General features: G+C 45.0%; 26 protein-coding genes and 1 tRNA gene. 12 read left to right on the forward strand and 15 right to left on the reverse strand.

Annotation, left to right across the window (positions count from 1 at the left end; translation table 11 throughout):
- The first annotated feature begins 192 nt into the window (after positions 1 to 192).
- The 7 genes from GTH32_RS07070 to GTH32_RS07100 all read left to right on the forward strand — a co-directional run bounded on the left by GTH32_RS07070 (position 193) and on the right by GTH32_RS07100 (position 5,848).
- Positions 193 to 268: transfer RNA gene (locus GTH32_RS07070), tRNA-Glu, on the forward strand.
- A gap of 134 nt (positions 269 to 402) precedes the next feature.
- The gene (locus GTH32_RS07075) at positions 403 to 1,305 is read left to right on the forward strand and encodes a M14 family metallopeptidase (RefSeq protein WP_163084545.1); all 903 of its coding nucleotides are present in this window, start codon (positions 403 to 405) and stop codon (positions 1,303 to 1,305) included.
- Between the two features lie 99 nt (positions 1,306 to 1,404).
- Entirely contained in the window at positions 1,405 to 1,626 is a 222-nt protein-coding gene (locus GTH32_RS07080) for a hypothetical protein (RefSeq protein ID WP_163084546.1), read from the forward strand.
- Positions 1,619 to 1,819, forward strand: coding sequence for a DUF1289 domain-containing protein (locus GTH32_RS07085; protein WP_163084547.1), 201 nt, complete (start codon positions 1,619 to 1,621; stop codon positions 1,817 to 1,819). The genes GTH32_RS07080 and GTH32_RS07085 overlap by 8 nt, the downstream gene beginning before the upstream one ends.
- 265 nt (positions 1,820 to 2,084) lie before the next feature.
- Positions 2,085 to 3,038 carry a tRNA dihydrouridine(16) synthase DusC gene (dusC, locus tag GTH32_RS07090; RefSeq protein WP_163084548.1) on the forward strand — a complete coding sequence of 318 codons (954 nt, stop codon included), beginning with the start codon at positions 2,085 to 2,087 and terminating at the stop codon, positions 3,036 to 3,038.
- Between the two features lie 99 nt (positions 3,039 to 3,137).
- Positions 3,138 to 4,571, forward strand: a complete 1,434-nt coding sequence (locus GTH32_RS07095; protein ID WP_163084549.1) for an amidohydrolase — start codon at positions 3,138 to 3,140, stop codon at positions 4,569 to 4,571.
- Positions 4,568 to 5,848, forward strand: coding sequence for an amidohydrolase family protein (locus GTH32_RS07100; RefSeq protein WP_163084550.1), 1,281 nt, complete (start codon positions 4,568 to 4,570; stop codon positions 5,846 to 5,848). Before GTH32_RS07095 ends, GTH32_RS07100 begins: the two co-directional genes overlap by 4 nt.
- Positions 5,849 to 6,112: 264 nt before the next feature.
- Here GTH32_RS07100 and GTH32_RS07105 read toward each other — a convergent pair whose 3' ends face one another.
- From GTH32_RS07105 to GTH32_RS07115, 3 genes are all read right to left on the reverse strand, one after another.
- Positions 6,113 to 6,988 carry a hypothetical protein gene (locus GTH32_RS07105; RefSeq protein WP_343033395.1) on the reverse strand — a complete coding sequence of 292 codons (876 nt, stop codon included), beginning with the start codon at positions 6,986 to 6,988 and terminating at the stop codon, positions 6,113 to 6,115.
- Positions 6,989 to 7,166: 178 nt separating this feature from the next.
- Positions 7,167 to 7,346 (reverse strand): hypothetical protein, encoded by a 180-nt coding sequence (locus GTH32_RS07110; RefSeq protein ID WP_163084552.1) that lies wholly within the window; start codon positions 7,344 to 7,346, stop codon positions 7,167 to 7,169.
- A gap of 26 nt (positions 7,347 to 7,372) precedes the next feature.
- Positions 7,373 to 8,053 carry a GDSL-type esterase/lipase family protein gene (locus GTH32_RS07115; RefSeq protein WP_163084553.1) on the reverse strand — a complete coding sequence of 227 codons (681 nt, stop codon included), beginning with the start codon at positions 8,051 to 8,053 and terminating at the stop codon, positions 7,373 to 7,375.
- A gap of 15 nt (positions 8,054 to 8,068) precedes the next feature.
- Here GTH32_RS07115 and GTH32_RS07120 point away from each other — a divergent pair, with 15 nt between their 5' ends.
- On the forward strand, positions 8,069 to 8,767 hold the full coding sequence (locus GTH32_RS07120; protein WP_163084554.1) for an ABC transporter ATP-binding protein: 699 nt from the start codon (positions 8,069 to 8,071) through the stop codon (positions 8,765 to 8,767).
- 2 nt (positions 8,768 to 8,769) lie between these two features.
- Positions 8,770 to 11,292: an ABC transporter permease gene (locus GTH32_RS07125; protein WP_163084555.1), complete on the forward strand. Its 2,523-nt coding sequence runs from the start codon at positions 8,770 to 8,772 to the stop codon at positions 11,290 to 11,292.
- Positions 11,293 to 11,620: 328 nt separating this feature from the next.
- On the opposite strand, the gene GTH32_RS07130 is transcribed toward GTH32_RS07125, so the two are convergent.
- A complete protein-coding gene (locus tag GTH32_RS07130; protein WP_163084642.1) occupies positions 11,621 to 12,514 on the reverse strand; it encodes a TIGR01777 family oxidoreductase in 894 nt (297 codons plus the stop codon).
- Positions 12,515 to 12,540: 26 nt separating this feature from the next.
- Positions 12,541 to 12,909, reverse strand: coding sequence for a dihydroneopterin triphosphate 2'-epimerase (gene folX / locus GTH32_RS07135; protein ID WP_163084556.1), 369 nt, complete (start codon positions 12,907 to 12,909; stop codon positions 12,541 to 12,543).
- A 73-nt stretch (positions 12,910 to 12,982) separates the two neighbouring features.
- On the opposite strand from folX, the gene GTH32_RS07140 reads away from it, so the two are divergent.
- A complete protein-coding gene (locus tag GTH32_RS07140) occupies positions 12,983 to 14,029 on the forward strand; it encodes an AI-2E family transporter (protein WP_163084557.1) in 1,047 nt (348 codons plus the stop codon).
- Position 14,030: 1 nt separating this feature from the next.
- Here GTH32_RS07140 and GTH32_RS07145 read toward each other — a convergent pair whose 3' ends face one another.
- From GTH32_RS07145 to GTH32_RS07190, 10 genes are all read right to left on the reverse strand, one after another.
- The gene (locus GTH32_RS07145; protein ID WP_163084558.1) at positions 14,031 to 15,353 is read right to left on the reverse strand and encodes an ATP-binding protein; all 1,323 of its coding nucleotides are present in this window, start codon (positions 15,351 to 15,353) and stop codon (positions 14,031 to 14,033) included.
- Positions 15,350 to 16,024 carry a response regulator transcription factor gene (locus GTH32_RS07150; RefSeq protein WP_163084559.1) on the reverse strand — a complete coding sequence of 225 codons (675 nt, stop codon included), beginning with the start codon at positions 16,022 to 16,024 and terminating at the stop codon, positions 15,350 to 15,352. Before GTH32_RS07150 ends, GTH32_RS07145 begins: the two co-directional genes overlap by 4 nt.
- Entirely contained in the window at positions 16,024 to 16,296 is a 273-nt protein-coding gene (locus GTH32_RS07155; RefSeq protein ID WP_163084643.1) for a PepSY domain-containing protein, read from the reverse strand. The genes GTH32_RS07150 and GTH32_RS07155 overlap by 1 nt, the downstream gene beginning before the upstream one ends.
- Positions 16,297 to 16,890: 594 nt before the next feature.
- A complete protein-coding gene (locus GTH32_RS07160) occupies positions 16,891 to 17,190 on the reverse strand; it encodes a YciI family protein (RefSeq protein ID WP_163084560.1) in 300 nt (99 codons plus the stop codon).
- Positions 17,191 to 17,195: 5 nt separating this feature from the next.
- Positions 17,196 to 18,005, reverse strand: a complete 810-nt coding sequence (trpA, locus tag GTH32_RS07165) for a tryptophan synthase subunit alpha (RefSeq protein ID WP_163084561.1) — start codon at positions 18,003 to 18,005, stop codon at positions 17,196 to 17,198.
- Positions 18,005 to 19,186 (reverse strand): tryptophan synthase subunit beta, encoded by a 1,182-nt coding sequence (trpB, locus tag GTH32_RS07170; RefSeq protein ID WP_163084562.1) that lies wholly within the window; start codon positions 19,184 to 19,186, stop codon positions 18,005 to 18,007. The genes trpA and trpB overlap by 1 nt, the downstream gene beginning before the upstream one ends.
- 21 nt (positions 19,187 to 19,207) lie before the next feature.
- The gene (trpCF, locus tag GTH32_RS07175; protein WP_163084563.1) at positions 19,208 to 20,605 is read right to left on the reverse strand and encodes a bifunctional indole-3-glycerol-phosphate synthase TrpC/phosphoribosylanthranilate isomerase TrpF; all 1,398 of its coding nucleotides are present in this window, start codon (positions 20,603 to 20,605) and stop codon (positions 19,208 to 19,210) included.
- Entirely contained in the window at positions 20,598 to 21,629 is a 1,032-nt protein-coding gene (gene trpD, locus GTH32_RS07180; protein WP_163084564.1) for an anthranilate phosphoribosyltransferase, read from the reverse strand. The genes trpCF and trpD overlap by 8 nt, the downstream gene beginning before the upstream one ends.
- Before the next feature lie 4 nt (positions 21,630 to 21,633).
- Complete coding sequence (locus tag GTH32_RS07185) at positions 21,634 to 22,251, reverse strand: aminodeoxychorismate/anthranilate synthase component II (RefSeq protein ID WP_163084565.1); 618 nt, start codon at positions 22,249 to 22,251, stop codon at positions 21,634 to 21,636.
- Entirely contained in the window at positions 22,251 to 23,852 is a 1,602-nt protein-coding gene (locus GTH32_RS07190; protein ID WP_163084566.1) for an anthranilate synthase component 1, read from the reverse strand. The genes GTH32_RS07185 and GTH32_RS07190 overlap by 1 nt, the downstream gene beginning before the upstream one ends.
- A gap of 279 nt (positions 23,853 to 24,131) precedes the next feature.
- Between GTH32_RS07190 and GTH32_RS07195 the strand changes: the two genes are divergently transcribed.
- The gene (locus tag GTH32_RS07195; protein WP_163084567.1) at positions 24,132 to 25,001 is read left to right on the forward strand and encodes a PHP domain-containing protein; all 870 of its coding nucleotides are present in this window, start codon (positions 24,132 to 24,134) and stop codon (positions 24,999 to 25,001) included.
- A gap of 14 nt (positions 25,002 to 25,015) precedes the next feature.
- Complete coding sequence (locus tag GTH32_RS07200) at positions 25,016 to 25,636, forward strand: L-threonylcarbamoyladenylate synthase (RefSeq protein WP_163084568.1); 621 nt, start codon at positions 25,016 to 25,018, stop codon at positions 25,634 to 25,636.
- Positions 25,637 to 25,642 lie beyond the last annotated feature (6 nt).

Genomic DNA, 25,642 nt, shown 5'->3' on the forward strand with positions numbered 1-25,642 from the left:
GTAACAGGGGTTCGAATCCCCTAGGGGACGCCATTTATATCGCGTCACAGTCGGTTAATACTGTGAAATAGGCTGGAGTTGTTAATCCAACTTCTGACTGAAAAGTTAGTAAAATATGCAAGTTATTCGGTACACTGGTCAACATTGTTTACTAATAATATTGAAAGTTATGCTTTCAATGAATCATTTTCAGTCCCCTTCGTCTAGAGGCCTAGGACACCGCCCTTTCACGGCGGTAACAGGGGTTCGAATCCCCTAGGGGACGCCATATAAAAAGACCAGCGCTTGCTGGTCTTTTTTTTTGTCACGATTATTTTACTGCCTGCTATCTGCGTATTATTCTTTCCCCTTACAAGCGCTCATCATCTTGATACCATAAACGAAAATGCAAAGAGGATTTTTATGGAACACTATTTTATAGGCACGCCAGGTAAGCCTTGGGGCGCAGAAGAAAAAGAAGCGTGGCGAAACGCGCAGTCGATTAAAAGAAGCTATGCTGACGAAGTGGTAGTTAAACTATCTGTTCTGCCTAAAGGGTTTAAGCGCGTACAGTATGGTGCGTTACCTTATGATGAATCTCGCTACCCACTATACGCCGTGGTGCCTGAATCTTTTGATGAGAGTAAACCTTCTGTATTGATTACCGGAGGTGTGCACGGATATGAGACCAGCGGTGTTCAAGGGGCATTGCAATTTATAAACGAATATTTAGAGCGCTACGCATCGAAGGCCAACGTGGTGGTGGCACCTTGTATCAGCCCTTGGGGTTATGAAACCATCAATAGATGGAACCCCTTAGCTATCGATCCGAATCGTTCTTTTTACTCAGACTCGCCAGCCCCCGAGGCAGCGCAGATAATGACGTTTGTAGGATCCTTGCCCACCTCTTTCGATGTTCATATAGATCTTCACGAGACGACGGATACCGATAATTCCGAATTTAGACCCGCCCTCGCTGCTAAAGAAGGCACAACTTATGAGGATTGGTCGATCCCAGATGGTTTTTATACCGTTGCGCCTACGGCTAATCCCCAGTTGGAATTCCAGCGCGCTATTATTGATGCGGTAAAAACTGTTACCCATATCGCGCCTTCGGATGAACATGGAAAAATTATCGGTGCGGATGTGGTATCAGAAGGGGTTATTTGTTACGACAAAAAAGCTCTATTTTTGTGTGGGGGTATGACTGATGCCAAGTTTGTTACCACGACAGAAGTTTACCCAGACAGCGATAATGCGACACCGCAGGTATGTAATTTAGCCCAGATAGCAGCAGTTAAAGCCGCTATTTCAGCTATTGTGTAGCGACTGTAGATAGAAAGACGTTTAGATGTTTGGACGTCTAAAGTTGTAATTTTAGACGTCTAGATGTATATTTGTTTCTTCAATATGAAGGGGCAAGTTATGTATTCGTTTTCAGCATTAATTTATGATGGGCTCCGCCAACAATTAGTTGCGGGGGAATTTAGTTCAAAAGACGCATTCAATCGCCACTTAAACGATACCTTTGGCGTTCACGTGTGCCTTTGGCAGTGTCAGAATCCCTCAACACAAGTGGCCAGCCAAATAGAACGTATAACAAACGTGAAGAGCCCTAACGAAATAAACCCCAATAACCATGTCTGATTATTTAGATACTACTTCACCTTGCAGAGGCTGCTGCAAAGTAAACGAGCATGATACATGCATCGGCTGCCATCGTACGTTAGCCGAAATAGCTACCTGGTCAACGTTAACTAGTCAGCAAAAACACCGCATCAACCAACGCCTCATAAAGCCGAAGCCCACTCAAATCGCAACTAAAATCGGACAGTCATAAATCGTAAAGTAGGACAGTCGCAATTAACCCAACTTTCGTAAAGTTGGACAGTCACAATTAAATCCTAAAGTTGAAATCCTAAAGTTGGACAGTCGCAATAGGATTCATTTAGCTAATAGTTATCGTATGTTTACTTTTGTCATATGCGCTATACATCGCGCGACTACTTGTCTTTATCGGTTTACGAATTTCATGGCCAGCTATATGGGATTTTGCTACACTCTCGCGCCCAATTTTTGACCTTTACTGAGCGAATAACACTGTCATGAAAATAATGTTGGCCCCGATGGAGGGAGTCGTTGATCACCTGATGAGAGATATGCTTACTCGCGTAGGCGGGTTTGACCAATGTGTGACAGAGTTTGTTCGCGTGGTAGAGCAAAAACTACCGAAAAAAACCTTCTATCGGATTTGCCCAGAATTGGCGAACGGAGGAAAAACACCTTCCGGCGTTCCAGTACGCGTTCAATTATTAGGGCAGCACCCTCAGTGGCTTGCTGAAAATGCACTAACTGCAATTGAATTGGGCTCTCCTGGTGTAGACTTAAACTTCGGGTGTCCAGCAAAAACAGTAAACAAGAGTAAAGGGGGCGCAGTCTTACTAAAAGATACGCAAACACTTTATGACATAGTGAAAGCTGTACGAAGCGCTGTGGACGATTCTCAACCCGTTTCTGCCAAGATTAGACTAGGGTTTGAAGATAAGTCATTAGCAATCGAAAATGCGTGCGCTATAGCCGAGGCTGGGGCATCAGAGCTAGTCGTTCACGCGCGTACCAAGGTGGAAGGCTATAAGCCACCTGCCTATTGGGAGTGGATAGCGAAAATTAAATCCCATACATCTATTCCGCTTGTGGCAAATGGCGAGATCTGGAGTGAGCAGAATGCACTTCAATGTAAACAAGAATCGGGTTGCGACAACTTAATGGTAGGGCGTGGTGCACTTGCGTTGCCCAATTTAGCAAAGTGTATCCGCGATGGTGAGACGCCGATGCCATGGCCAGAAGTCGCGGCGTTACTTATTCAATATTCTGGCTTTGAGATTTATGGCGATAAAGGACGATATTATCCTAACCGCATTAAACAGTGGTGTGGTTACCTTAAAAGACAGTATTTGGAAGCGGAAGTGTTATTCAATGACATTCGTCGCCTTACCAATGCGCAAGAAATCGTTGATGTACTACGCCGTCAAACTGAACTAGAGTCATACGCTACGTAGTTACGTACTTGTTACCACACTTACATTTAGCTAATCTTGGGAAACGCTGATAATTAGCGACAGAAATTCCAAGAATAACTAAATAAGTGCGGGGCACACATGAACATCAAACCAAGCAAGCTAATGCTGGCTATGGCTTGTTTTTGCTCGTTAGTCGTTACAGGTTGCAGTAATGATGATACGCAGAAGCAAAATCAAGAAGCTAAAGTTGCCATTAATCCAGACCCTTACCCGAGTACCTACACGCCAATTCCCGGTGAGCCGACGGTTATTACCAATGTCACCATTTTGGATGGTATAGGCAATAAAATTGAAAAAGGGGCTATTTACTTTTCCGATGGGAAAATAGTCGCCATAGCCGATACAGAAGGCGGCGAGTCACTCGACATTCCAAAAGGAACACAAACCATAGATGGAAGTGGGAAATGGCTAACGCCAGGTATTATAGATAACCACAGTCATCTAGGTGTTTATCCGTCTCCCTCCACGCATTCGCATTCTGATGGCAACGAAATGACGAGCCCAGTTACCGCTCAGGTATGGGCAGAACATTCTGTATGGCCACAGGACCCCGGTTTTACCCGTGCACTCGCAGGAGGCGTTACCACATTACAAATACTGCCTGGTTCCGCTAACTTAGTTGGTGGCCGCTCGGTGGTGCTCAAGAACCTGCCTAATCGCACTATGCAATCTATGAAATTTCCAGGCGCGCCGTATGGAATGAAAATGGCGTGTGGCGAGAACCCTAAACGCGTTTACGGTAGTAAAGGCGGGCCAATGACAAGAATGGGCAATGTTGCAGGCTACCGGCAAGCATGGGCCGATGCACAAGATTATATGCGACAATGGGAACGCTACGAAGAAGACTTCGACGCGGGGAAAGATCCTACACCCCCAAAACGTAACTTAAAATTAGAAACATTAGCAGGCGTATTAAGTGGAGATATACTTGTACATATGCACTGTTACCGTGCCGATGAAATGACGGTAATGATGGATGTAATGAAAGAATTCGATTACAAAATAGGCACCTTTCATCATGCTGTAGAAGCTTATAAAATTGCAGATAAATTAAAAGAAAATAACGTATGTTCAGCCATGTGGGCCGACTGGTGGGGCTTTAAAATGGAAGCCTACGATGGTATTCGTGAAAATATCCCTGCCGTCCATGCGGCGGGAGCATGCGCTATTGTGCACTCAGATAGCGACCTAGGTATTCAACGCTTGAATCAAGAAGCTGCGAAGGCCTGGTCGGATGGAAAAAGAGCGGGGCTCGATATTTCAATTGCTGAAGCGTGGGTTTGGCTAGCCTCAAATCCTGCAAAATCGCTAGGAATATTTGATAAAACAGGTTCGTTAGAAGCCGGTAAACAAGCTGATATTGTATTGTGGAGTGGTAATCCCTTTTCAACGTATACAAAAGCTGAACACGTATATATTGACGGAGGTCTGGCGTATTCAATGGATGAACCCACAACATGGCCAGTCAGTGACTTTGAAATTGGCCAAGTAGGCGAAGGAGATAGCAAATGAAACGCTTTACTATTTTGATTTCGAGCTTCTTTTTCGCAGCCTCCCTGCAAGCTGAAAACATCGCAATCGTCGGGGGTAAAATTCATACCATGGGAGAACAGGGCGTACTCGAAAACGGCTCGGTTCTTATCAAAAATGGAAAGGTAGAGAAGATATCAAAAGGGTTTGTTGCGCCCGATGATTACACCGTTATTGATGCCACAGGGAAAGTAGTAACCCCTGGGTTTATCGGTGCGTACACATCTTTAGGCTTAGTGGAGGTATCTTCATCTTCAGGTGTGGTAGATGCAAGTATTGGACAGTCGCCAATTACCAAAACAGGCGCCGCCCTTGATGTCAGTTACAGCATTAACCCAGACTCTTCGCTATTTAATATTACGCGGCTTGAGGGAATGACATCGGCGGCTACAGGTATGATGAGCTCAGACTATTTGTTCAGCGGCCAAGGTGCAGTTATATCCCTAGCTGGAAAAACGCCTATCTTGAAATCAAGTGCTTTTATCACTGTAGATGTGGGCAGTGGGGGTGCAGAGATTAGTGGCGGCTCGCGTGCATCGTTGTGGGTGATGTTAGAAAGCGCGATTAAAGAAGTAGAAAAACTAGAAACCCCGCTAACTCCAGCTAAAGCATGGTTTGGGGTTAACGCTCGTGAAGATGTAAGCGCCTTAAAGAGTGTGATAACGGGGGAAACACCCCTACTTATGAAGGCTGATAGGGCTGCGGATATTAGACAAGTGGTGGCATTTAAAGAGCGTCACCCGAATATTAACGTTGTACTGGTGCATGGGGTAGAGGCATGGCGTGAAGCTGAGGCACTCGCAAAGGCTAATATACCTGTGATAATTGACCCCGAATACAATCTACCTGGTGGGTTTGATCAAATGGGCGCAACACTGTCCAATGCCGCCCGACTTGAAGCCGCTGGGGTAGATGTGGCTATTGGCATGGACACTCATAATATTCGTTTAGCGGCGCAGCATGCGGGTAATGCAGTAGCCAATGGATTATCTTACGAGGCAGGGCTTGCTAGCTTGACCAGAGTGCCAGCGCAAATATTTGGTATGCAAGCGTCTCTAGGCCAACTGGTTGAAGGCGCAAAAGCTGACATAGTTGTGTGGAGTGGTGATCCTTTGGAAGTCACCGAGTCAGCTGAGGTGGTGATCATTAATGGTGAATTTATAGATATGGAATCAAGGCAAACTAAATTACGCGATAGATATCTGAAATTACAGCGAGGCGGTAGCACCAACCCGTCATTTTATATCAGAAAAGAATGAAGAGGAAACCGAAGAGAAAACCGGACAGTCTAAATTTTATTAGACTGTCCAATTTTTGAATTTTTGCAATCGAAAACTAGTTTCGACTGTCTAAAGAGAATGTAGGTAGAAGCTTTCTTTCAATCTTAACTAGCAAACTTACGAAAAGCTGAGGGCAAGGTAGACATTTTTATCTTTTAGGGGCGAAACTTAACGTATGACGCATACGTGCGCCTCTCCCTATCGAGAAAAGTTAGCTTACCAAACGGAGCGTAAAGGTAAACGCTACATAAAGTAGCGTTTAGCATTTGTTATATGAGGGCGTCGTCCATAGTTGCACTGGCGGGTAAAATTTCCAATACATAAGGGGCTTCCTACAGGGCCACTGAACTTCGCTTCCAGTTGCGTTGATACCGTCAACCAGGCTGATGATTTCATTTTTAGTCGGTCTAAAATAGGGGCAAGTTTCTGACATATATAACCCCTTTTATCTTCCCGTACGGCACGGCCAGTTTCATCCACTAACGTTAAGTAGTCTACCAAAGAAATAGGCAGGGGGTTGTCATTCTCAGAACTGCAACCATCGAAAAATGGCTTTAAATAACGGGGCGTTTTCCCAGCTCTATCGGCGTTAATTCTGTAGCGAATACTGGTGAAATGAGAATCTTCTGGTGATTTTGCGAGTCTAGCTCTTACGGGATTAAGATCTGTATAGGCCATAGCAGCTATCACTGCTTTTTCATTTAGAAGAGCCTGTGAGCGAAAGCGGCGTTCCCAAAAATAACCTGTGCAGTTATCTTCTTTATTTGCGCGCCGCGCAATATATTCATTCAACAAGCGCATGAACCAACTAACACTGCATAATCGCTCTCGGTATTGTGCAGCATATTCCATAACCAGCGTGTATTCAGTCTCAGATAAAGACGCTTCATCTTGTAAGTAACGCTGTACCACAGAAGGGCACTTGTAAAAGCTACGCCACCTTAGCAACACCTCGTCCATGCTCCAATTGTAGGCTTTGGCTTTAGCAACATGAACGACAAGATGGGTATGATTGTGCATTACCGCATACGCACATAGCTCAATTGCAAATACGCGGGTAAGTTGATGGAGTCTGTCTTCCACCCATTGTCTTCGATGCTCAAAGTTTTTCCCACTCACACTATCTTTACCGCACAGAAAAGACTGCCTAACACAGCGTGAAGTGCAGTGGTAAAAAGGGGTTACATCAAGGTTAATTTGTTTATATCGCGGTAAAGGCATGTCCGTATCTCGGTTGTTGACCCGATACGATTATGCGCTCTTACCGCGCTATTGATACTGTGCTTGAGTACGGTTTTTACACGTAAATATCTATTGAACTACCCACGGGTGAATTATAGTTAGCTTCTGTTGGTTGTACTTTTTGTACCGGCTCAACAACTTGCTGTGGCTGTACACCTCCATGTTGCCCAGTATTTGAAGGTGTATTTTGAACTATGGTAGATACCGGCGTAGCGTTGATTGGTGAGATGTCCATAAAGCCTCATTTATTCGCGTAGGTAACTATTTAGAGCCCGGCATGTTTTCGCTGCCAGGCTTAATTAATGGTGTAAGTTTGACAAACATAAAATCCGCTATTATAGGCTGTGCTGTGGCGTTCGGATGAATGCCGTCAGCTTGCATTAGTGATGGCTTCAGCGCAATTTCTTCTAAGAAAAATGGAATTTTTTTGATATCTTGTTGTTCAGCGATCTCGCTAAAACTTTCAGTAAATAAGTGTGTATAACGACGGCCGTAATTCGTTGGAATCTGCATTTCTTGGATGAATACTTCCGCGCCAGCACGTTTGGCAACTTCTACCAAAGAACGCAAGTTTTCACGTATTTTTTTAATGTTATGGCCTTGTAGCCCATCGTTACCACCAAGTTCTATAAGTACGTGCGAAGGCCCATGCTGATCGAGTAATCTGGGTAAACGTGCTAGGCCACCATCTGTCGTCTCCCCGCTTACCGCAGCATTTACTACGTCAATCGGAATGTTCTCGTCATACCATTTGTTTTGTAACAAACTCACCCATCCTTCTTGCTGCGTTAAGCCATAGGCGGCAGATAGGCTGTCACCTAAAATTAATAGCGTTGCTTTTTCTACCTCATTACTTGTATCACGTTGATCTGAGTAAGCAAATGAAGGTATTAATAGACTAAGTAAAGTAATAAACGCAATGTTGCGAAAATAATAAAACACGAATTGATGACCTCTATGATAAAAACGTCCAACGTAACTAAGTTTGTAACTACGAGTGAAGGTACACTTCAGATCCTTCGCCCAATTTCATTTGAAGTCAAGGCCGGTGAGTCTATTGCTATTATAGGCGCGTCCGGCTCGGGAAAATCGACGCTGCTTGGTTTATTGGCTGGGTTGGATGAAGTGTCAGAGGGTGAAATACTTTTAGATGATGCGCCTCTTCATACTATGGGTGAAGAAGAACGTGCCGTTTTTAGGGGCAAAAACGTCGGGTTTATTTTTCAAAGCTTCATGCTAGTGCAAAGCCTTACCGCCCTTGAAAATGTAATGCTTCCAGCAGAAATAGCGAATTTACCTAATGCCAAGGCAATGGCTATGCGTATCCTTGAAGATGTAGGTTTAGCACATCGCGCTCATCACTTCCCTAATCAACTATCAGGGGGGGAACAGCAACGCGTCGCTATTGCTCGAGCATTTATTACCACACCAAAAATCCTCTTTGCTGATGAACCAACGGGAAATTTAGATGCAAAAAATAGTGAAAAAGTAGAAGCCCTGCTTTTCAAATTAAACCGTGAAAAGGGAACTACGTTGGTTTTAGTGACGCACGATAATACTTTGGCGCATCATTGCGACCGTCAACTTATTATGAGTGCTGGAGAGTTAACGGAGGATAGTACTGTTACACCATCTCCTGTTCACGAGGCGCATTAAAAATGAACACCACAGTGAATTTGGCATGGCGATTATTTCGCCATGAAGCGAAGCGGGGCGAGTTAACTATCATATTGCTCGCAATTATTTTATCCGTTAGTGCAGTGCTTTCTTTATCTTTATTTAGCGAGCGTCTCCAAGGCGCTTTAAAATCTCGTTCAGCCGCGTTTATCGCCGCCGATGCGCAGCTAAGGTCGGGCAAGCCTTTAGACGAAAACTGGTTAATGAAAGCCCGCGATTTAGGTTTAAATACCGCACAGCGAGTGTCTACTCGCTCGATGGTTTTTTTTGGTGACGAAATGGCACTCACCGATCTTCGGGCTGTTAACGGTAATTACCCGCTAAAAGGTAGTGTCAATGTAGCAAATGCCCCTTTTGGAGCTAAAACCCCCGCTTCTTCGCTTCCTAGAAAAGGCGAAGCCTGGATACAATCAAGGCTATTCCAATCGCTAGGGGTTAAGCTAGGCGATGAAATAGAAATCGGCGATGGTGTGTTTACAGTAGCAAAGGTTCTCGTCGACATTCCTGATGCCGGATTCAGTGTATTTAATACCGAACCTATTGTGTTAATACGACTGTCCGATTTGGCCGCCACCTCTGTAACTGGCCCCGGTAGTCGCGCGAACTACGTAAGCTATTTTACGGGGACGTTTAGCGAAATTAATAGCTTTCATGACTGGTTAGAGCCACAGCTAGATTCTGATATTCATCGCTGGCAAACGGTTGAAGATGACGAATCTGCTATAGGGCAGTCCGTTGCAAGGGCAGAGCGCTATTTTTTGCTCGCTAGTTTACTCGCCATCGTACTTGCGGCAGTTTCTATTGCAGTTGCAGCGCAACGCTATAGCCAGCGCCACTTCGATCCTGTAGCTATTATGAAAACACTAGGCGCCACAAAGAAAACTATACGTGCTATCTATTTATTCCAAGTATTGTTTATTACCTTACTTGGAATTGTTATTGGGCTATTGGTAGGTTTTGTTGGTCAGCAGGTGGTCGTATGGGGGCTTGCCGATAGAATTGATGTTTCATTATCTGTATGGCATTGGCGACCGGTAATTATTTCAATTTTAACTGGCGCTACCTGCGCTTTGTTATTTTCGTTGTACCCGCTCATGCAGCTGTTTTCTATCCCCCCTTTACGCGTATTAAGACGTGATTTAGGTTCTAATCTACGTTCGCGAACAATTCAATTTCTTGCCGCTGGAGGGGCAGTGTTTTTACTTATGCTGATGTACAGTCAGGATGTAAAAATAAGCGCCATACTCTTTAGCTCCGGCGTGGTATTGGTAGCGGGTTTGCTGGTAGCAACATTTATTCTTATTGCAGTAGGGCGAAAGTTAGGCGCAGGAAAAATTGGCGCGTGGCAATTGGCTTGGGCCCGTATAAAGCGTCGAGCTATGGACAATAGCGTTCAGTTAATTAGCTTTTCCATAACGATAATGTTGTTGCTTGTCGTATTGGTGATGCGAAATGACATGATCGCACAGTGGCGCGCACAACTCCCTGAAGGGACACCCAATTATTTCCTCGTTAATATAACGGAAGATAAAAAAGATATATTGGACAGTCATTTTTCAGCCAACGGAATAGAAATAGAAGAGTTTTACCCCGTCGTTCGAGGTCGTTTTGTTGCCGTTAATAATGAACGTGTCAATACAGAAGTGACGAAAGAAGACGAGCCTAATGACGAGCGCCGGCGTGGCTTAGGTAGAGAGGCTAACCTAACGTGGAGCAATACGTTGCAAAAAGGTAATGAGGTTGTAAGAGGAACTTGGCACGGGGATAGCGCGGTTGATACTCTTACTGCGCCTTTCCCGGTTTCTGTAGAAGCAGATGTTGCAGAACGGCTAAACATTAATTTGGGTGACAAAGTCACGTTCAATGTGGGAAGTGAAGTGGTTGAAACACAGGTAACTAGCTTACGAGAAGTAGACTGGCAAACCATGCAACCTAACTTTTTCTTTGTTATTCATCCTGCTGCCATGGAAGAGTTTAGCGCTACCTATATAACAAGCTTTTATTTACCTACTGAAGAAAAGGATAAACTCACAAACCTACTTCAACCTTTCGCTTCAATTACTATGTTTGATGTGGACGCACGTATAAATCAACTTAGAGAAATCGTTGAGCAGGTTTCAGTCGCGGTTGAATTTATCTTAGTTCTGGTGTTAATTGCAGGAAGTTTGGTGTTAATAGCGCAGGTACAAGCCAGCATGGATGAACGAAGGCAAGAGCTTGCTATTTTGCGCACATTAGGGGCAAAGGGAAGCTTAATACGCCAGAGCGTTATATTTGAATTTATCATCATCGGCATTGTTGCCGGCTTCATGGCTGCACTGGCCAACGAGTTGAGTTTGTATATGCTTCAGACCTCCGTGTTTCAAATGACCGCCAGTCTTCATTTAGAATATTGGATTATAGCTCCGGTCGCGGGCGCGGTGATTGTAGGGACCTTAGGTGCGTTAGGGTGCTGGCGTTTATTAACCTTAAATACAGCAACTTTGCTTCGCAAAATGGTATAGCAACGAGCTATAAGATTAATTTGAACAGTCAAATAATACGATAAATGCAAATTAGCGTGTTTTAGACAGTCGAAAAAGTAAAAGAGGGGCAAAATGCGACTGTCCAACTTTTACAGTTTTTTCGACTATCCAAAATATATAAATTATGACAAGGGGTAGGCTCAAAAGGCTAGGGTAACGGAACAAATGTAGAAATTATTGGACAGTCTAATAACGGCAAATTTACCAGCCTGTTTCCGACTGTCCAAAAATTTCAAAAAATTTCAAAAAATCCGACTGTCCAAAAACGACATAATCGAGTTAAAGTCGAGCGTGTTTGTCGTTAAGGTTAGCGGTAAATGTCGTCAAGGGCGGCCTCTAGAGTTGGAAACGAAAATTGGAAGCCTGCGGTGGTGAGTTTAGCAGGTATAACCTTTTGTCCATCGAGTATCATATTTGCACTCTCACCCATTAGCACCTTCATGACGAAGGCGGGTACGGTAAACAGACAAGGTCGGGATAACGCCTTTGCCAATGCATGTGAAAATACCTTATTGGTTACTGGCTCTGGAGCCGTCATGTTAATAGCCCCTTTGCATGAAGGGTTTTCAAGAGCAAAAACAATGGCATTTACCATGTCGTTAATATGGATCCACGATAAATACTGCTCACCACTGCCAAGCTTACCACCTAAGCCTAATTTAAAGGGCAGCGCCATTTTTTCTAACGCGCCACCTTTTGCCGTTAAAACTACCCCGGTACGTAAGGTGCACACTCGCGTTACATTTGATTGAGCGGTAAAGGCTATTGCTTCCCACTTTTTGCACAGTTGATGGGTAAATTCGTCGTGAGGAGGTGTATCCTCTGTTACCTCTTCAGCCCCTTTTTGACCGTAAAAACCTATGGCCGAACCTGAAAGAAAGACTGCTGGTGGTCTTTCGCTGCTATTCACTTTTGCAACCAACGATGATGTTATATCCCATCTGCTATCACAAATTTTTTGTTTTTGGTGCGAGGTCCAGCGCTTATCCGCAATAGGTTCACCGGCTAAATTGATGATAGCCTGGAATTCGCCAATATCACTTATTGCATCGAGTTTGTTAATAAAGGCTACTTTCGGCCCTAACGTTCTTTGTGCATTGGCAGTTTGTCGGGTTAATACAGTGATATCGTGCACGTCTTGCAGCTTAGCAACTAGGGCACGCCCAATTAACCCAGTCCCGCCGGTAATAAGAATATTCATCATAGGCCCTGCTAAAGTATAGGAGGTTACTCGGTTTTATTGCACGATAAGGTTAGCGAAACTGAATCTGAAAATCTTAACGCATGCGGTTTATCTACCTCTACTTCGGCATATCGCACCGAAGAATGTTCTGATGCAATGCTTAGTACGTCTGCGGTTAACTTTTCGAGCAAAGCGAAACGGTTGTCTTCAACTAACTTAATAATGGCTTTGGTGATTGTTTTGTAATTTAGAGCATCATTCATATTGTCGCTACTCGTCGCTTTTTCAGCATCATAGTCAATTTTCACGTTCACAATGACGTCTTGTTTATTTATTATTTCGTCTTCGTTTATACCAATGTATGTGCGTAACCTAAGGTTTTTAATTTTTATAGTGGCTAGATTAAAGGTCATCTTTTTCTCTGATTGTAGTTACTTCTAAGTCGTTGTAGAGTGTTCAGGTTTTTCATTAGGAATGTAGCATAGAATGTCCATGGAACTGAGATCGCCCATTGCGAAAGCTCTACTTGTTTTAGCCTGTTTGGTCATTTTGATGGCCGGCATCAAAGCCGCCAGTACCATCATGGTACCTTTCTTTTTATCCGTTTTTATTGCTATTGCGTGCAGCCCCATTATTCATTGGACATCAAGGTTTGGGGTGCCTAAATGGCTATCAATAACATTAGTTATACTGCTCATCGTCGTTTTCGGATTCCTTTTAGCCGGTCTAGTCGGCCAATCGATGGCGGAATTTAAAGAAAACTTACCCGAGTATCGAACCAAATTAGACACTGAATTTGCTTGGATTGTCGGTAGGTTGGCAGAATATAACATTCATATCAATCGAGAATTGATTGCCTCGCACCTAGATCCTTCCACTGCCATGTCTATGGCGACTAATTTCATTAGTGGCATGGGGGGGGTGTTGTCGAATCTTTTCCTAATCCTTCTAACGGTTATTTTTATGTTATTTGAAGCGGACAGTATACCGAGGCGTTTGCATATCGCGCTGGCCGACCCGGATATGAAGCTTAAACATATCGACCGCTTTATACGCTCAGTAAACAGTTATCTAGCTATTAAAACTGTGGTCAGTTTAGCGACGGGGCTTATTATCGGTACCTGGCTTTATGTAATGGAAATTGACCATTTTATGTTGTGGGCAGTTTTAGCATTTATGCTGAATTATATTCCAAACATCGGCTCAATTATTGCCGCATTGCCCGCTGTACTTATTGCCTTTGTTCAATATGGGGCAGCGTCTGCTGGCTTTGCCGCACTGGGTTTCGTGTTAGTAAATACCATTATGGGCAATTTAGTAGAACCCAGACTCATGGGGCGTGGTATGGGCTTGTCTACCCTGGTTGTATTTTTATCGTTAATCTTTTGGGGGTGGTTATTAGGTACAGTAGGTATGTTGCTTTCGGTGCCGCTAACAATGGTAGTCAAAATTGCCCTAGAATCACGCGAAGAAAGCAAATGGCTTGCTGTATTGCTCTCAAGCGAAGGAGACAAAACTACCCCTCTCGCTTAAATTAAACAGGAAATCGTAGGGTGATTTGTGCACCGCCCCGTGGGGCGTCTTCAATAAGTAACTGCCCTTCATAGGCGGCAATCAAATCGCTGACCAAGGCCATACCTATACCTTGCCCCTCGGTATAGGTATCGAGTCGTTTACCTCTTTCCAACAGTCGTTGCTTTTGATGTTCAGGTATACCTGGGCCGTCATCTTCTACGCTTATGGATAGCCAGTTATCTTGCTCTGTAATATGAACAGTGATGCTTTTCTCGGCAGCCTTGCAGGCATTGTCTAAAATATTCCCACACAACTCTAAAAGGTCTGTTTCATCCCCCTTAAAATACGCGTTTTGATCTCCTTCTATATCGATAGTTAAACGCTTGTCTCGATAGACCTTATCCATCGCGTCAGCAACGTTGGATATGATTGGAAACACTCTAATTGGGGTTTGCCAGCCATCGCGTCCAGCGCTCACACGCTTTAATTGCCGCCGAATAATACTGTCGATTTGATGTAAAGGCTCGGCGGCCGAGGTTGGAATACCTGGCGTGCCTAATGCTACGGCTAAAGGCGTTTTTAAACTGTGAGCAAGGTCACCTAAGCTATTTTTGTATCGTGCCCGCTGTGCTGCTTCGGCCTGTAATAGCGCGTTTATCGATTGCTTGAGCGAGTCGAACTCTTTTGGGTAACTGGCATTTAACTGTTTTTGCTTTCCTCGAGAGGTTAACGATATTTCGCCAATCAGTGCGCGCACAGGAGCTAAAATTAAACTCATTCCAATCACAATAAAGAGTAAAAGTGCGCCAGATAGTGCCAACATCCACTGCCAGGTAGTAGATATGAAAGCCAGGCGTTCTTCTGTAAATCGCTGTTTATTATTGAAAATATAAAAATGTACAGGTTCAAATGTGCTATCAGATGCGAACTCTGCGGTAAACGCATAAGAGAAATAAGGTGAATCATCAAATGGCGCAGAAAAATCTTCATCGAAGGCTTCACTGCCTACTGGCACCCGCAAGTTAGGGGGGGTAAGTGTGTATTCAATCGCAGAGGGCGACTGCCAGATAACCTCGTTTCTAAATACTATAAGACCAATATAACCCGAATCAGGCAGGTTAAGTTGCTCTTCATAGAGAAATTCAGGCATGTATGGTGTGTCACCATCTAATTCAAAGGCTGACAATAAACCTAAATTCATTAGACGAAGTTCATTCATTTTTGCCTGAGTTAGGCTATCGGTGTAAGCATCATCGAGCACTACTACTGTAAGAGGTGCAAATACCGCCAAAATAGTTAACGCAAATAAAACCGTACGAAGTTTTATTGATAGCTTTCTCATAAGCTTCGGCTTATCCGATACCCTCTGCCTCTTAAGGTATCTATGGGTTTCAATTCCCCTGTAGGGTCAATTTTTTTACGTAATCTGCCGATAAAAACTTCTATAACATTACTGTCTAAATCGAAATCTTGATCGTAAATATGCTCAGTAAGTTCAGTTTTCGAGATAACTTTTTGAGGGTTTAACATTAGGTATTCCATTACCTTGTATTCGTACGCGGTCAACTCAAGCGCGATACCCTGTACTTTTATTTCTTCCGCCACGGTATCTAACGTAATCGGCCCAAACGTAATTACCGGATTTGCCTGGCCTGATGCACGTCGAATAAGCGCCTTTGCTCGGGCTAATAGCTCTTCATTGTGAAAAGGTTTGGTTAAGTAATCATCGGCGCCAGCATCCAATCCTTCTACCTTTTCCTGCCACCTATCTCGGGCAGTAAGGATCAATACAGGGCAGTTGATATCGGACTGTCTTGCTTTTCGAATAACATCAAAGCCGTCAAGTTTGGGAAGTCCTATATCAATAATCGCTAAATCGTAAGGGAACTCATTAAGTTGATAAAGCGCATGCTCACCGTTATCAGCAAGATCTACGCTATAGCCATTTTGTTGCAAAAGTGTATCGAGTTGGGTAAGAAGACGGCTGTCATCTTCGGCTATAAGAATTCTCATTAGCGTTCATTACTTCCTTTTTTTTGAGATGGGTTTACCTTTCCCGACCGCTTATCAACATCCACAGAGACTACACGTCCTGACTTTTTCAATACTTTTACACGGTAAATCTGCCCGGTCTGGTCGACTTTTAATACACGTCCGTTTTCGACCTTTTTAACGCGCTTAACCGCTTGGCTTTTACTAATGCTTCCTTCACCATTTGATTGGGCGAATGCCAAACCTGAAAAAGAGGTAGAAACCACTAGCAATAAAGCCATAACTCGGAGCATTTTCACTACACCACCTCGCTTAGAATTCGCCACTAGTATTATTGTTCATAGCACAGTGTAATGCGTACAACTGAACAGACACTGAATTAATGATTATAAGTTTACCTTGGCGACTGCATACTGTACATCTACAACTATCGACAAAGGTACAAAGATACAGTTACCCGCGCATTTTTAGCGAGGCACCGTCAAACTAAAGTGATAAGTTCGACTGTCCGATTTCGGCAATAAATGCCTAAGTGCGACTGTCCGATTTCGGTACGGTATACATGCATTGGCGGTAAATGTGTCTGTCCAACTTACTAATGCAACTTACTAACGATTGAATTTCTACCGAGTAACTGTGCGTGTCTGGTTATGCTCAGCGTAACTCAGCCAAAACATGACAGCCAAAACATGACTGTCCAACATAGTTCAGGTTTAAGTCAGATTGAATATGACTGTCCCATATCGTGCAACATGCGACTGTCCTATATTGTTCCGACTGTCCTATATTGCTCAAATGGGGGAGGGAATAAAAAAGCGCACTTATGGTTGGGTGCGCTTTCGACATGTTTCGTTTACCACTCATCGATGGTATTTATTATTGGCGAATTAGGGTAAAACCTTTTTGTAAGGCTTTACAACCACACTTTCATAGACGCCAGCGTCGATATAAGGGTCGGCGTCGGCCCAGGTTTTCGCATCTTCAAGTGAATTAAACTCCGCCACCACTAGCGAACCTGTAAAGCCCGATGGACCTGGGTCTGGGCTATCAATCGCGGGGAATGGCCCGGCTATAATTAATCGGCCTTCATCTTTTAATGCATTTAGGCGGGCAAGGTGTGCAGGCCTTGCTTCAAGCCGTTTTTCTAAACTGTTTGGGGTGTCTGTGGCGCATATCATATACAACATTTTACTTACCCCTTATTGGTTGCTGCTTTCATTGCGCTAACAAAATCACCCAGCTGTTTTAGCATGCTGTCGTTATCATCAAGATTAGCGGCAATTATGTTTACGGTAGCTGAACCAGAAATAGCGCCCGCAGCTCCAGCGTCAATCGCTGCTTTCACCTGCTCTGGAGTAGAAATACCAAAACCGAGGAGTGAAGGTGCCGCTTTATGTTGATGCAATCTAGCAATTAGCTCTGAGGCTGGCACGTTTGCAGCTGTTTCTGCCCCAGTTACCCCAGCGCGACCCAGCAAATACGTGTAGCCTGTAGAGAATTCACCAATTTTTTCCATGGTTTCATCGGTTGCATTGGGCGGTGCGATTAAAATTTGAGAAATGCCTTTTGCTTGTGCCGCTTTTTGAAACGGTGTTGCTTCACGCAGAGGCACATCGGCAATTAAGATAGAATCTACGCCGGCATCGCTCGCCGTGGCATAAAAATTCTCTATGCCCTTCGCCATTACAAGGTTACTGTACAGCAATAAGCCGATGGGTACGTGTGGGTATTTGGTACGTACGCGCGTTATCAATGACATGCAATCTGCCACGGTGGTCTTGTGACTGAGCGCTCGTATGCTTGCAGCCTGAATAGTAGGGCCATCGGCAATAGGATCTGAATAGGGGATCCCTAATTCTAGCGCATCGGCACCGCTTTCAATTAGCTGACAGATGATGGCTTCTGACTGCTCTAGATTAGGGTCGCCAATCATAACGAAAGGAACAAAAGCGCCTTGGTTTTTTTCATCCAAACGCGCGAACATATCTGCATATCTATCCATTAAATATCATCCCCTAAAATATTGATAACGTGGGCTAGGTCTTTATCGCCGCGACCGGATAAATTCACTACAATAATAGTGTCGTCTTCAGCTTCATCGGCCATATTCAGCGCGTGCGCTAAGGCATGGGACGATTCTAAGGCGGGTATGATCCCTTCTTTTCGGGCCAATAGTTTAAAGGCATTTAGCGCTTCTTCATCGGTAGCGGCAACGTATTCTGCTCGGCCTATATCAGCCAAATAAGCATGCTGAGGCCCCACTGCTGGGTAATCTAACCCTGCAGATACTGAGTAACTTTCTTCTATTTGGCCTTCTTGATCTTGCATAATATAGGTATAAGCACCGTGCAGTATGCCTTTCGTGCCGGCGACGATAGTGGCCCCGTGCTCTTTCGTGTGTACACCTTTACCAGCAGGCTCTACGCCAACTAAACGTACCGATGGTTCATCAATAAAGTCGGCAAACATGCCAATTGCATTCGAACCGCCCCCTACGCAGGCAACTACTGCATCAGGTAACCGGCCTTCTTTTTCCATTATCTGGGCACGCGTCTCTTCGCCTATCATGCGATGATATTCACGAACAATAGTAGGGAAGGGGTGGGGGCCCGCGGCCGTTCCCAGCAGGTAATGAGCAGTATCGTAGTTTGCCGACCAATCGCGCATAGCTTCATTTACGGCGTCTTTTAGCGTACCAGAACCGGCATTTACCGGAATAACCTCAGCACCCATTAATCGCATTCTAAAAACATTGGGTGCCTGACGCTCTACGTCTTTCGCACCCATATAAATACGGGCCTTTAAGCCAAGCAGTGCACACGCCAATGCGGTTGCAACACCATGCTGACCAGCGCCAGTTTCGGCGATAACTTCTTTTTTGCCCATTCGCTTAGTCAGTAAGGCCTGACCCAACACTTGGTTCGTCTTATGTGCACCACCGTGAAGCAAATCTTCACGCTTAAGATAAAGTTTTACTTTTGGGTTGCTTACAAGATTACGAGTTAACGTCATTGCCGTAGGTCGGCCGGCGTAATCCTTAAGTAGCGAAAGAAACTCTTCATTGAAGCTAGGGTCATCTTTAGCATCAAGAAAGGCTTTCTCTAGTTGGTCGAGTGCAGGAATAAGTAATTCGGGCACATACATGCCACCGAATTCACCGAATTTTGTTTCAAGTTGATTCATAAGAAATCCTGTAGTACTGAATTAGTATTGGCGACAAATTGAAAAGAGCGCAGATAATTTCTCAGCACATTTTTCGCCCGGAGCCGTTTCCACCCCTGAGTTTACATCTATGATTGCACAGCCTGTTTGTATGGCGTGCGTTACGTTATCGGGGTTAATACCCCCCGCTAGAACGAGTTTGTCTTTTCTCTCTATTCCTTCTAGCATTTGCCAATTGAAGGCCTGCCCCGTACCGCCTTTAGCGTCACCTACCTGACAATCCAACAGTATCCGTTGTATATTTGGCTCTTCTAACAGCGAAGGTAGATGTTCGGGTAATGTGTCTTTTACGCCTACCGCTTGCCATATTTCACAGTTTTTAGGTAACGAGGCGCGCAAACGAGAGCGGTAATCTTTATCTTCACTCCCGTGCAATTGCACAGCAGTTAGCTTCAATAGACGTGCGATAGAGGCGACTTCATCCACTTCATGGTCGACAAATACGCCTACATAATTACCTGCTACAGCCTCGGTAATTGCCAACGCGTGTGTTTTTTCTACATAACGCGGCGACTTTTCGGCAAAAATGAGGCCGCCATAGCTAGCGCCTTGTTCAAATGCTTGTTGTGCCTGTTGCTGAGTCGTCAGCCCACAAACTTTAACCCCGCCCATGATTAATGTTTTCACGGCTCGCTTAAGGTCAGTCTCAGCCATTAGTGCACTTCCAACTAAGAAACCATGACAAAGGGGCGCAAGGCGCAATACATCTTGATGGGTATAAATACCTGACTCGGAAATCACCACAAAGTCATGGTCGGCTTTCGCTAACATTGGCACCAAACGTTCAGTGGTGGCAAGGTCGGTAGACAGGTCTCTTAAGTTGCGGTTATTTATGCCAATAATTTTTGCCTTAAGAGCGATGGCCCGGGTCATCTCTGTTTCATTACTTACTTCAGTAAGAATATCGAGGGATAAGCTGTCTGCGACCTCAGCTAGCGCACGGTATTCCTCATCACTTAACACGCTAAGCATAAGCAATACCGCATCGGCGTTATGGTGGCGCGCTAAGTAGACCTGATAAGTATCAACAAAAAAATCTTTATTTAGAACAGGTTGCGAAACACGTGCGGTAACATAACTTAGGTACTCAAATTTACCCTGAAAGTATTTTTCATCGGTAAGTACAGATATGCCCGCCGCGTAGGGCATATAGGCGGCTAAAATTTCATCAAGATCGAAATGCTCACGAATAAGCCCCTTGGAGGGTGATGCTTTCTTACACTCAAAAATGTACCCTGCATTGGGTTTTTTTAATGCAGCAAATAAACTTTTTGTTGAGGGTGTAAGCGCCGCTTTAAACGAAGCTAACGGTAATGCCGCCATCCGCTCTTTAACTTCATGCCGTTTATCGGCAACAATTTTTTCAAGCACATTAGACATCAGTGCTTACCTCCTGACTAATTTTTGCCACTTTTTCTAATACCTTAAGTGGCGTGCCTTTTTGCATGGCGGCCATGGCCATGTCACTACCGTCTTTAAACGTATCTGCATGACCTGTCACTTTTAACAGTGCGCCGCAATTCATCGCTATAGCGGCTTGGTGGGCTTGTTCGCCCTCGCCAGCTAAGGCGGCTTGTATATACTTCTTGTTTTCTTCTGGCTCACCACCCTTTATCGCCGATAGTGGGTATGAGGGCAGGCCGAAGTCATCTGCGGTAACGTTGCGTTTTCTGATATCGCCATGCTCTAAATCGAAGATTATTGATTCACCGTGTAGCGCCAATTCATCAAGGCCATCGCCGTGCACCACCATGGCGCGATGTTGGCCTAGCAGCATAAGGGTTTTTGCGTAAGGTTCAAGCAGTTCGGGAGAGTATACCCCAAATACGCCATGTGTAGGACGGGCCGGGTTAGCTAGTGGGCCCAATATATTAAACAGGGTACGGGTCTTAAGTGCAGCTCTGACGGGGGCTGCATGGCGCATTCCTGCATGATAAACCGGTGCAAAAAGAAATGTGAAGTTTGCTTCATCTAAGCATTTGCGTGATGTTTCTGGGCTTATATCAAGGGCTAATCCGCATTCGCGGAACAGATCTGCCGACCCAGACTTGCTTGAAACGCTACGATTACCATGTTTCGCTATTTTCGCGCCACATGCCGCAGCTACAACCCCAGCAGCACTAGAAATGTTAATTGTGTTATGGCCGTCGCCGCCTGTGCCGACTATGTCTGCAAAGGCATAGTCTGGGGATGGAAAGGGCAAGGCGTTATCCACCATCGCTCGGGCTGCCCCAGCAATTTCACTGGGCGACTCACCTTTAATTTTTAACGCGGTAAGTACCGCTGCAATAACGGCATCGCTTTGCTCTCCGTGCATGATACTGTTAAACAGCGTATATGCCTGGCTTTGCGAGAGCGAAGACTGAGAAATAAGGGTGTCGAGTACTTCTGTTATGTTTAACATAGGATTATTCCTGCACCGTTAAATATTCAATGCTTTGTTTTAATAAATCGCTGCCTTGGGCAGTTAATATAGATTCCGGGTGAAATTGGAAACCTAACATACGGTCTTGTTGCTCTAACACCGCCATTATTGTTTCTTCACCATTGTCATCAACGCACGACGCACAGGCGTCTAAGTTGTCCGGTAACGTATGGGCAACTAATGAATGATACCTCGCCACATGAAGGGGATAAGGTAAGCGCGCAAACATATCAGTTTTACTGTGCGTAATTGCTGATGATTTACCATGCATGACTTGTTTAGCCCTGCCCACCTTGCCACCATAGTATTCAACAATTGCTTGGTGCCCTAAACAAATGCCAAGGACAGGAAATATCCCTGCTACTTTCGCAAGTAGAGCTGGCATACAACCGGCGTCACTAGGGGCGCCAGGGCCAGGAGAAAGTAGCAATAATACTGGGCCTTTAGTGGCTTGTTCCTGCATTTTGCTAAAGATCATGTCGGCCGATACTGTGTTTCGATACACGTTTATGGCTAAATCTAACGTGCGAAGTTCATCTACAAGGTTATAGGTAAAAGAGTCGACGTTATCCAATAAAAATAGGGTGGTATTGTGCTTCATTATTGCGACTCCATGGCCAGCGCACTTTGCACTGCACTAATTACTGCTTGCGCTTTTGCGCGTGTTTCATCGGCTTCAGCCTGAGCAACCGAGTCGTAAACTACGCCAGCTCCGGCTTGTATGTAGGCGGTATTGTTTTTCACAAAAGCGGAACGAATAACAATACATGTATCCATATCACCACGCCCATTCAAATAGCCCACAGCGCCCCCATAGCTACCTCTGCGTTTGTTTTCTGTTTCACGAATTAAGCGTGCCGCACTTACTTTTGGCGCGCCTACAAGCGTGCCCATGTTCATGCATGCCTGGTAAGCGTGAAGCGCATCAAGGTCGTCACGTAATTGACCCACCACCCGTGATACTAAATGCATAACGTGTGAGTAGCGGTCGACCTTCAGCAAGTCTTTTACATAGCGGCTACCGGGGCGGCTAACTTTCGCCACATCATTACGCGCTAAATCAACCAGCATAATGTGTTCTGCTTTTTCTTTGTCATCTTCGCGTAAATTAAGTTCTATTCGGCTGTCCAAATCATGGTTAATAGAACCGTCTTCTCGCTTGCCTCTGGGCCGCGTCCCTGCAATGGGGTAAATTTCTACTTGGTTACTTTCGCTGTCGTATTTCAATGCAGACTCAGGCGAAGCGCCAAAAATAGAAAACGCTTCGTCTTGCATAAAAAACATATACGGGCTTGGGTTTTGAACCTTCAGCTGGGCGTATGCGAGCAAGGGAGAAGGGCAAGGCAGAGAAAATGTGCGAGAAGGTACAACCTGAAAAATATCGCCGGCGAGAATATGTTGTTTTAATGCCAGAACGTCGTCACAAAACGCATTATCACTTTTATCTACCTTGACGTCAGCGCTTTGTGGCAGAGGTGCATTGGCGTTAGTGAGAGCGGGTTTACTTGGCATGGTATGAAGTAATTCATGAATAGCTTCTAGGCGTTGTGACACTTTGAAATATTGCCGGGCTACATCATCGCCACTAAATACGCTACCAATTAGGTGTGTTTCGCGGGTTTGGTGATCTACCGTAATAAGTGTTTCAGCAAGGTAAAACACAAAATCAGGACAGTCGTTTTCACCTTCCTCTACCTCTGGTAGCTGTTCAAAGCCGGCCAACATGTCATAAGCAAATACACCCCCTAAAAATAATGCGTGTGGATGCTGACGGATAGGCGCAATACTGTTAATAACTACGCGCAGGGCATCCATTACGCTTGCCGCTTTTAGCCGGCTGTCTTCATCAAGCGAAGCGTCAGGATGGTCACACACTAATGTGACGGCGTTTTCGCTTTTAGATACACACCGCAACCCTTTCGGTAGATGTTGGTCGAAAAGCGGTAGAATCGATGTTCCGTTATCGGTTAGCGCAGTAACCGTTACTTTATTGCCGTTACATGCCATGCGTAATGCCGCATCTACTAGCAATATACTTTGCAGGTTATCTTTTGATTCAATTTCTGCCGATTCTAGCAATAACGCATTAGAGCGTTGTGCACACAAGTGCGCAAAGGCGGCAAGAGGGTCGTCAATGTAATGCCCAACTTGCTCTATTGTTTCCACTTTTCCTGGGGAGGTTCCCAGTTCCGCTAAACTCATTTTTCGCCACTCTCCAACTGCAAAAAGATAAAAAAAAGGCCCGTAAAAACGGGCCTTTTGTGTTTGTTATCACGCACAAATGCGCACACCGCCCGTCAATCGAGGGAGTGCCACCACCAAGTTGCAACTGTCATTGCTATTGTGTTTGTCATTTTGTGCATGAATAAACTCGTGTTAGTGTCAAACTTCGATAGGCATCGAAGTTGTTAATCCGTATACTCTAGGTGTATAGAAGAAAACAATTTGGCCTTTGTGTCAACCCATTATTTGCATAAGACATTGAAAATAGATCTACATAGTCATACAAAATTCTCCGATGGGCATCTAACGCCTACCGAATTAGTGCTGCGCGCGCATACCATGCAGGTGGATGTGTTAGCCATTACCGACCATGATACCGTGGCGGGATTAGATGAGGCGCATCAGGCGCAAGCTGCACAGAAACGGCATCTTCGCATTATCGATGGTGTTGAAATTTCAACCGATTGGCATGGTTTCGATATTCATGTTGTGGGGTTAAATGTTGACCGAACCCAACCTGAATTCCTCGCCCATTTACATCAGCAAGCCGAAACCCGCCAAGACCGCGCTGAGCGCATTGGGGAAAAATTAGCTCGCTGTGGTTTTGATGGAGTGTTAGCCCGCGCTGAGGCGTTAGCAGGGGTAGGGCAAGTTACTCGCGCTCACTTTGCCCGTGTTCTGGTGAACAACTATGGTGTTCCTACCATGGACGCCGCCTTTAAAAAATATTTAGGCAAAGGCAAGCGAGCGGCAGTAAAAGCGCACTGGCCTTCCATCGAGTCGGCTGTGGCGTGGATTCATGAAGCGGGCGGCCAAGCGGTACTCGCTCACCCCGCTCACTACGATATGACCGCTAAATGGCTGCGTAGATTGGTTAATGTGTTTGCGATTGCCGGCGGCGATGCTATTGAAACTGCCTTTCCGGGGATCAATAAAAACAAACAAGAACTTATTAATGAATTGGCACAAACTCATTCGTTACTGGCCTCCGCGGGGTCTGATTTTCATTTCCCGTCGCGCTGGACAGAGTTAGGTAAAAATCTTGGCATAAGTAGTGCGCTCACGCCCATTTGGCATAATTGGCCAGAGGTATCTGGGGCGGTTAATCAAAGCACGCCTGTGTCATAAAGAAGAGAAACAGTATGAGTCAGTTTTTTTATATTCACCCAGAAAACCCGCAACAACGCTTGTTAAATCAAGCGTGTGAGCTTATTCGCGACGGCGCTGTAGTGGTTTACCCCACCGATTCTGGCTATGCCATCGGATGTCAGATGGAAGATAAAAAAGCGCTAGAGCAGTTGTGTCGTATTCGTCAAATTGACAAAAATCACAACTTTACCTTGATGTGCCGAGACATGTCGGAGTTATCGATATACGCCAAAGTGGATAATACCGCATTTCGACAGATAAAAAATAATACCCCGGGGTCGTACACCTTTGTATTGAAGGCCACCCGGGAAGTGCCAAAACGTCTGCAAAACCCCAAGCGAAAAACGATTGGCTTACGGGTACCTGACAATGCTATTGCGTTGGCGCTGTTAGAAACCTTGGGTGAGCCCATTATGTCAACCTCGCTCATTTTGCCTGGCAATACGATGGCTGAGTCAGATCCTGACGTCATCCGCGAAAATTTGGAAAAGCAGGTAGGGCTTATCATTCATGGTGGTTATATTGGTGAGCAACCAACCACTGTAGTAGATTTGTCAGATGATACGCCAGTTATTCTTCGTCGCGGAACCGGCGACCCCGCGCCCTTTGAGTAGACGCAC

It is taken from the genome of Alteromonas profundi (assembly GCF_010500865.1).
Classification (GTDB): Bacteria; Pseudomonadota; Gammaproteobacteria; order Enterobacterales; family Alteromonadaceae; genus Alteromonas; species Alteromonas profundi.

What these genes read in the sequence shown, in the direction of transcription:
- GTH32_RS07160 (WP_163084560.1), bottom strand. Translation starts at nt 17,190, where the DNA reads ATGTTGTATATGATATGCGCCACAGACACCCCAAACAGTTTAGAAAAA.
- GTH32_RS07140 (WP_163084557.1), top strand. Translation starts at nt 12,983, where the DNA reads ATGTCCATGGAACTGAGATCGCCCATTGCGAAAGCTCTACTTGTTTTA.
- folX (WP_163084556.1), bottom strand. Translation starts at nt 12,909, where the DNA reads ATGACCTTTAATCTAGCCACTATAAAAATTAAAAACCTTAGGTTACGC.
- GTH32_RS07155 (WP_163084643.1), bottom strand. Translation starts at nt 16,296, where the DNA reads ATGCTCCGAGTTATGGCTTTATTGCTAGTGGTTTCTACCTCTTTTTCA.
- GTH32_RS07080 (WP_163084546.1), top strand. Translation starts at nt 1,405, where the DNA reads ATGTATTCGTTTTCAGCATTAATTTATGATGGGCTCCGCCAACAATTA.
- GTH32_RS07145 (WP_163084558.1), bottom strand. Translation starts at nt 15,353, where the DNA reads ATGAGAAAGCTATCAATAAAACTTCGTACGGTTTTATTTGCGTTAACT.
- GTH32_RS07190 (WP_163084566.1), bottom strand. Translation starts at nt 23,852, where the DNA reads ATGAGTTTAGCGGAACTGGGAACCTCCCCAGGAAAAGTGGAAACAATA.
- GTH32_RS07130 (WP_163084642.1), bottom strand. Translation starts at nt 12,514, where the DNA reads ATGAATATTCTTATTACCGGCGGGACTGGGTTAATTGGGCGTGCCCTA.
- GTH32_RS07200 (WP_163084568.1), top strand. Translation starts at nt 25,016, where the DNA reads ATGAGTCAGTTTTTTTATATTCACCCAGAAAACCCGCAACAACGCTTG.
- dusC (WP_163084548.1), top strand. Translation starts at nt 2,085, where the DNA reads ATGAAAATAATGTTGGCCCCGATGGAGGGAGTCGTTGATCACCTGATG.
- GTH32_RS07185 (WP_163084565.1), bottom strand. Translation starts at nt 22,251, where the DNA reads ATGAAGCACAATACCACCCTATTTTTATTGGATAACGTCGACTCTTTT.
- GTH32_RS07085 (WP_163084547.1), top strand. Translation starts at nt 1,619, where the DNA reads ATGTCTGATTATTTAGATACTACTTCACCTTGCAGAGGCTGCTGCAAA.
- trpB (WP_163084562.1), bottom strand. Translation starts at nt 19,186, where the DNA reads ATGAATCAACTTGAAACAAAATTCGGTGAATTCGGTGGCATGTATGTG.
- trpA (WP_163084561.1), bottom strand. Translation starts at nt 18,005, where the DNA reads ATGGATAGATATGCAGATATGTTCGCGCGTTTGGATGAAAAAAACCAA.
- GTH32_RS07150 (WP_163084559.1), bottom strand. Translation starts at nt 16,024, where the DNA reads ATGAGAATTCTTATAGCCGAAGATGACAGCCGTCTTCTTACCCAACTC.
- trpD (WP_163084564.1), bottom strand. Translation starts at nt 21,629, where the DNA reads ATGTTAAACATAACAGAAGTACTCGACACCCTTATTTCTCAGTCTTCG.
- GTH32_RS07095 (WP_163084549.1), top strand. Translation starts at nt 3,138, where the DNA reads ATGAACATCAAACCAAGCAAGCTAATGCTGGCTATGGCTTGTTTTTGC.
- GTH32_RS07100 (WP_163084550.1), top strand. Translation starts at nt 4,568, where the DNA reads ATGAAACGCTTTACTATTTTGATTTCGAGCTTCTTTTTCGCAGCCTCC.
- GTH32_RS07120 (WP_163084554.1), top strand. Translation starts at nt 8,069, where the DNA reads ATGATAAAAACGTCCAACGTAACTAAGTTTGTAACTACGAGTGAAGGT.
- GTH32_RS07125 (WP_163084555.1), top strand. Translation starts at nt 8,770, where the DNA reads ATGAACACCACAGTGAATTTGGCATGGCGATTATTTCGCCATGAAGCG.
- GTH32_RS07110 (WP_163084552.1), bottom strand. Translation starts at nt 7,346, where the DNA reads ATGGACATCTCACCAATCAACGCTACGCCGGTATCTACCATAGTTCAA.
- trpCF (WP_163084563.1), bottom strand. Translation starts at nt 20,605, where the DNA reads ATGTCTAATGTGCTTGAAAAAATTGTTGCCGATAAACGGCATGAAGTT.
- GTH32_RS07075 (WP_163084545.1), top strand. Translation starts at nt 403, where the DNA reads ATGGAACACTATTTTATAGGCACGCCAGGTAAGCCTTGGGGCGCAGAA.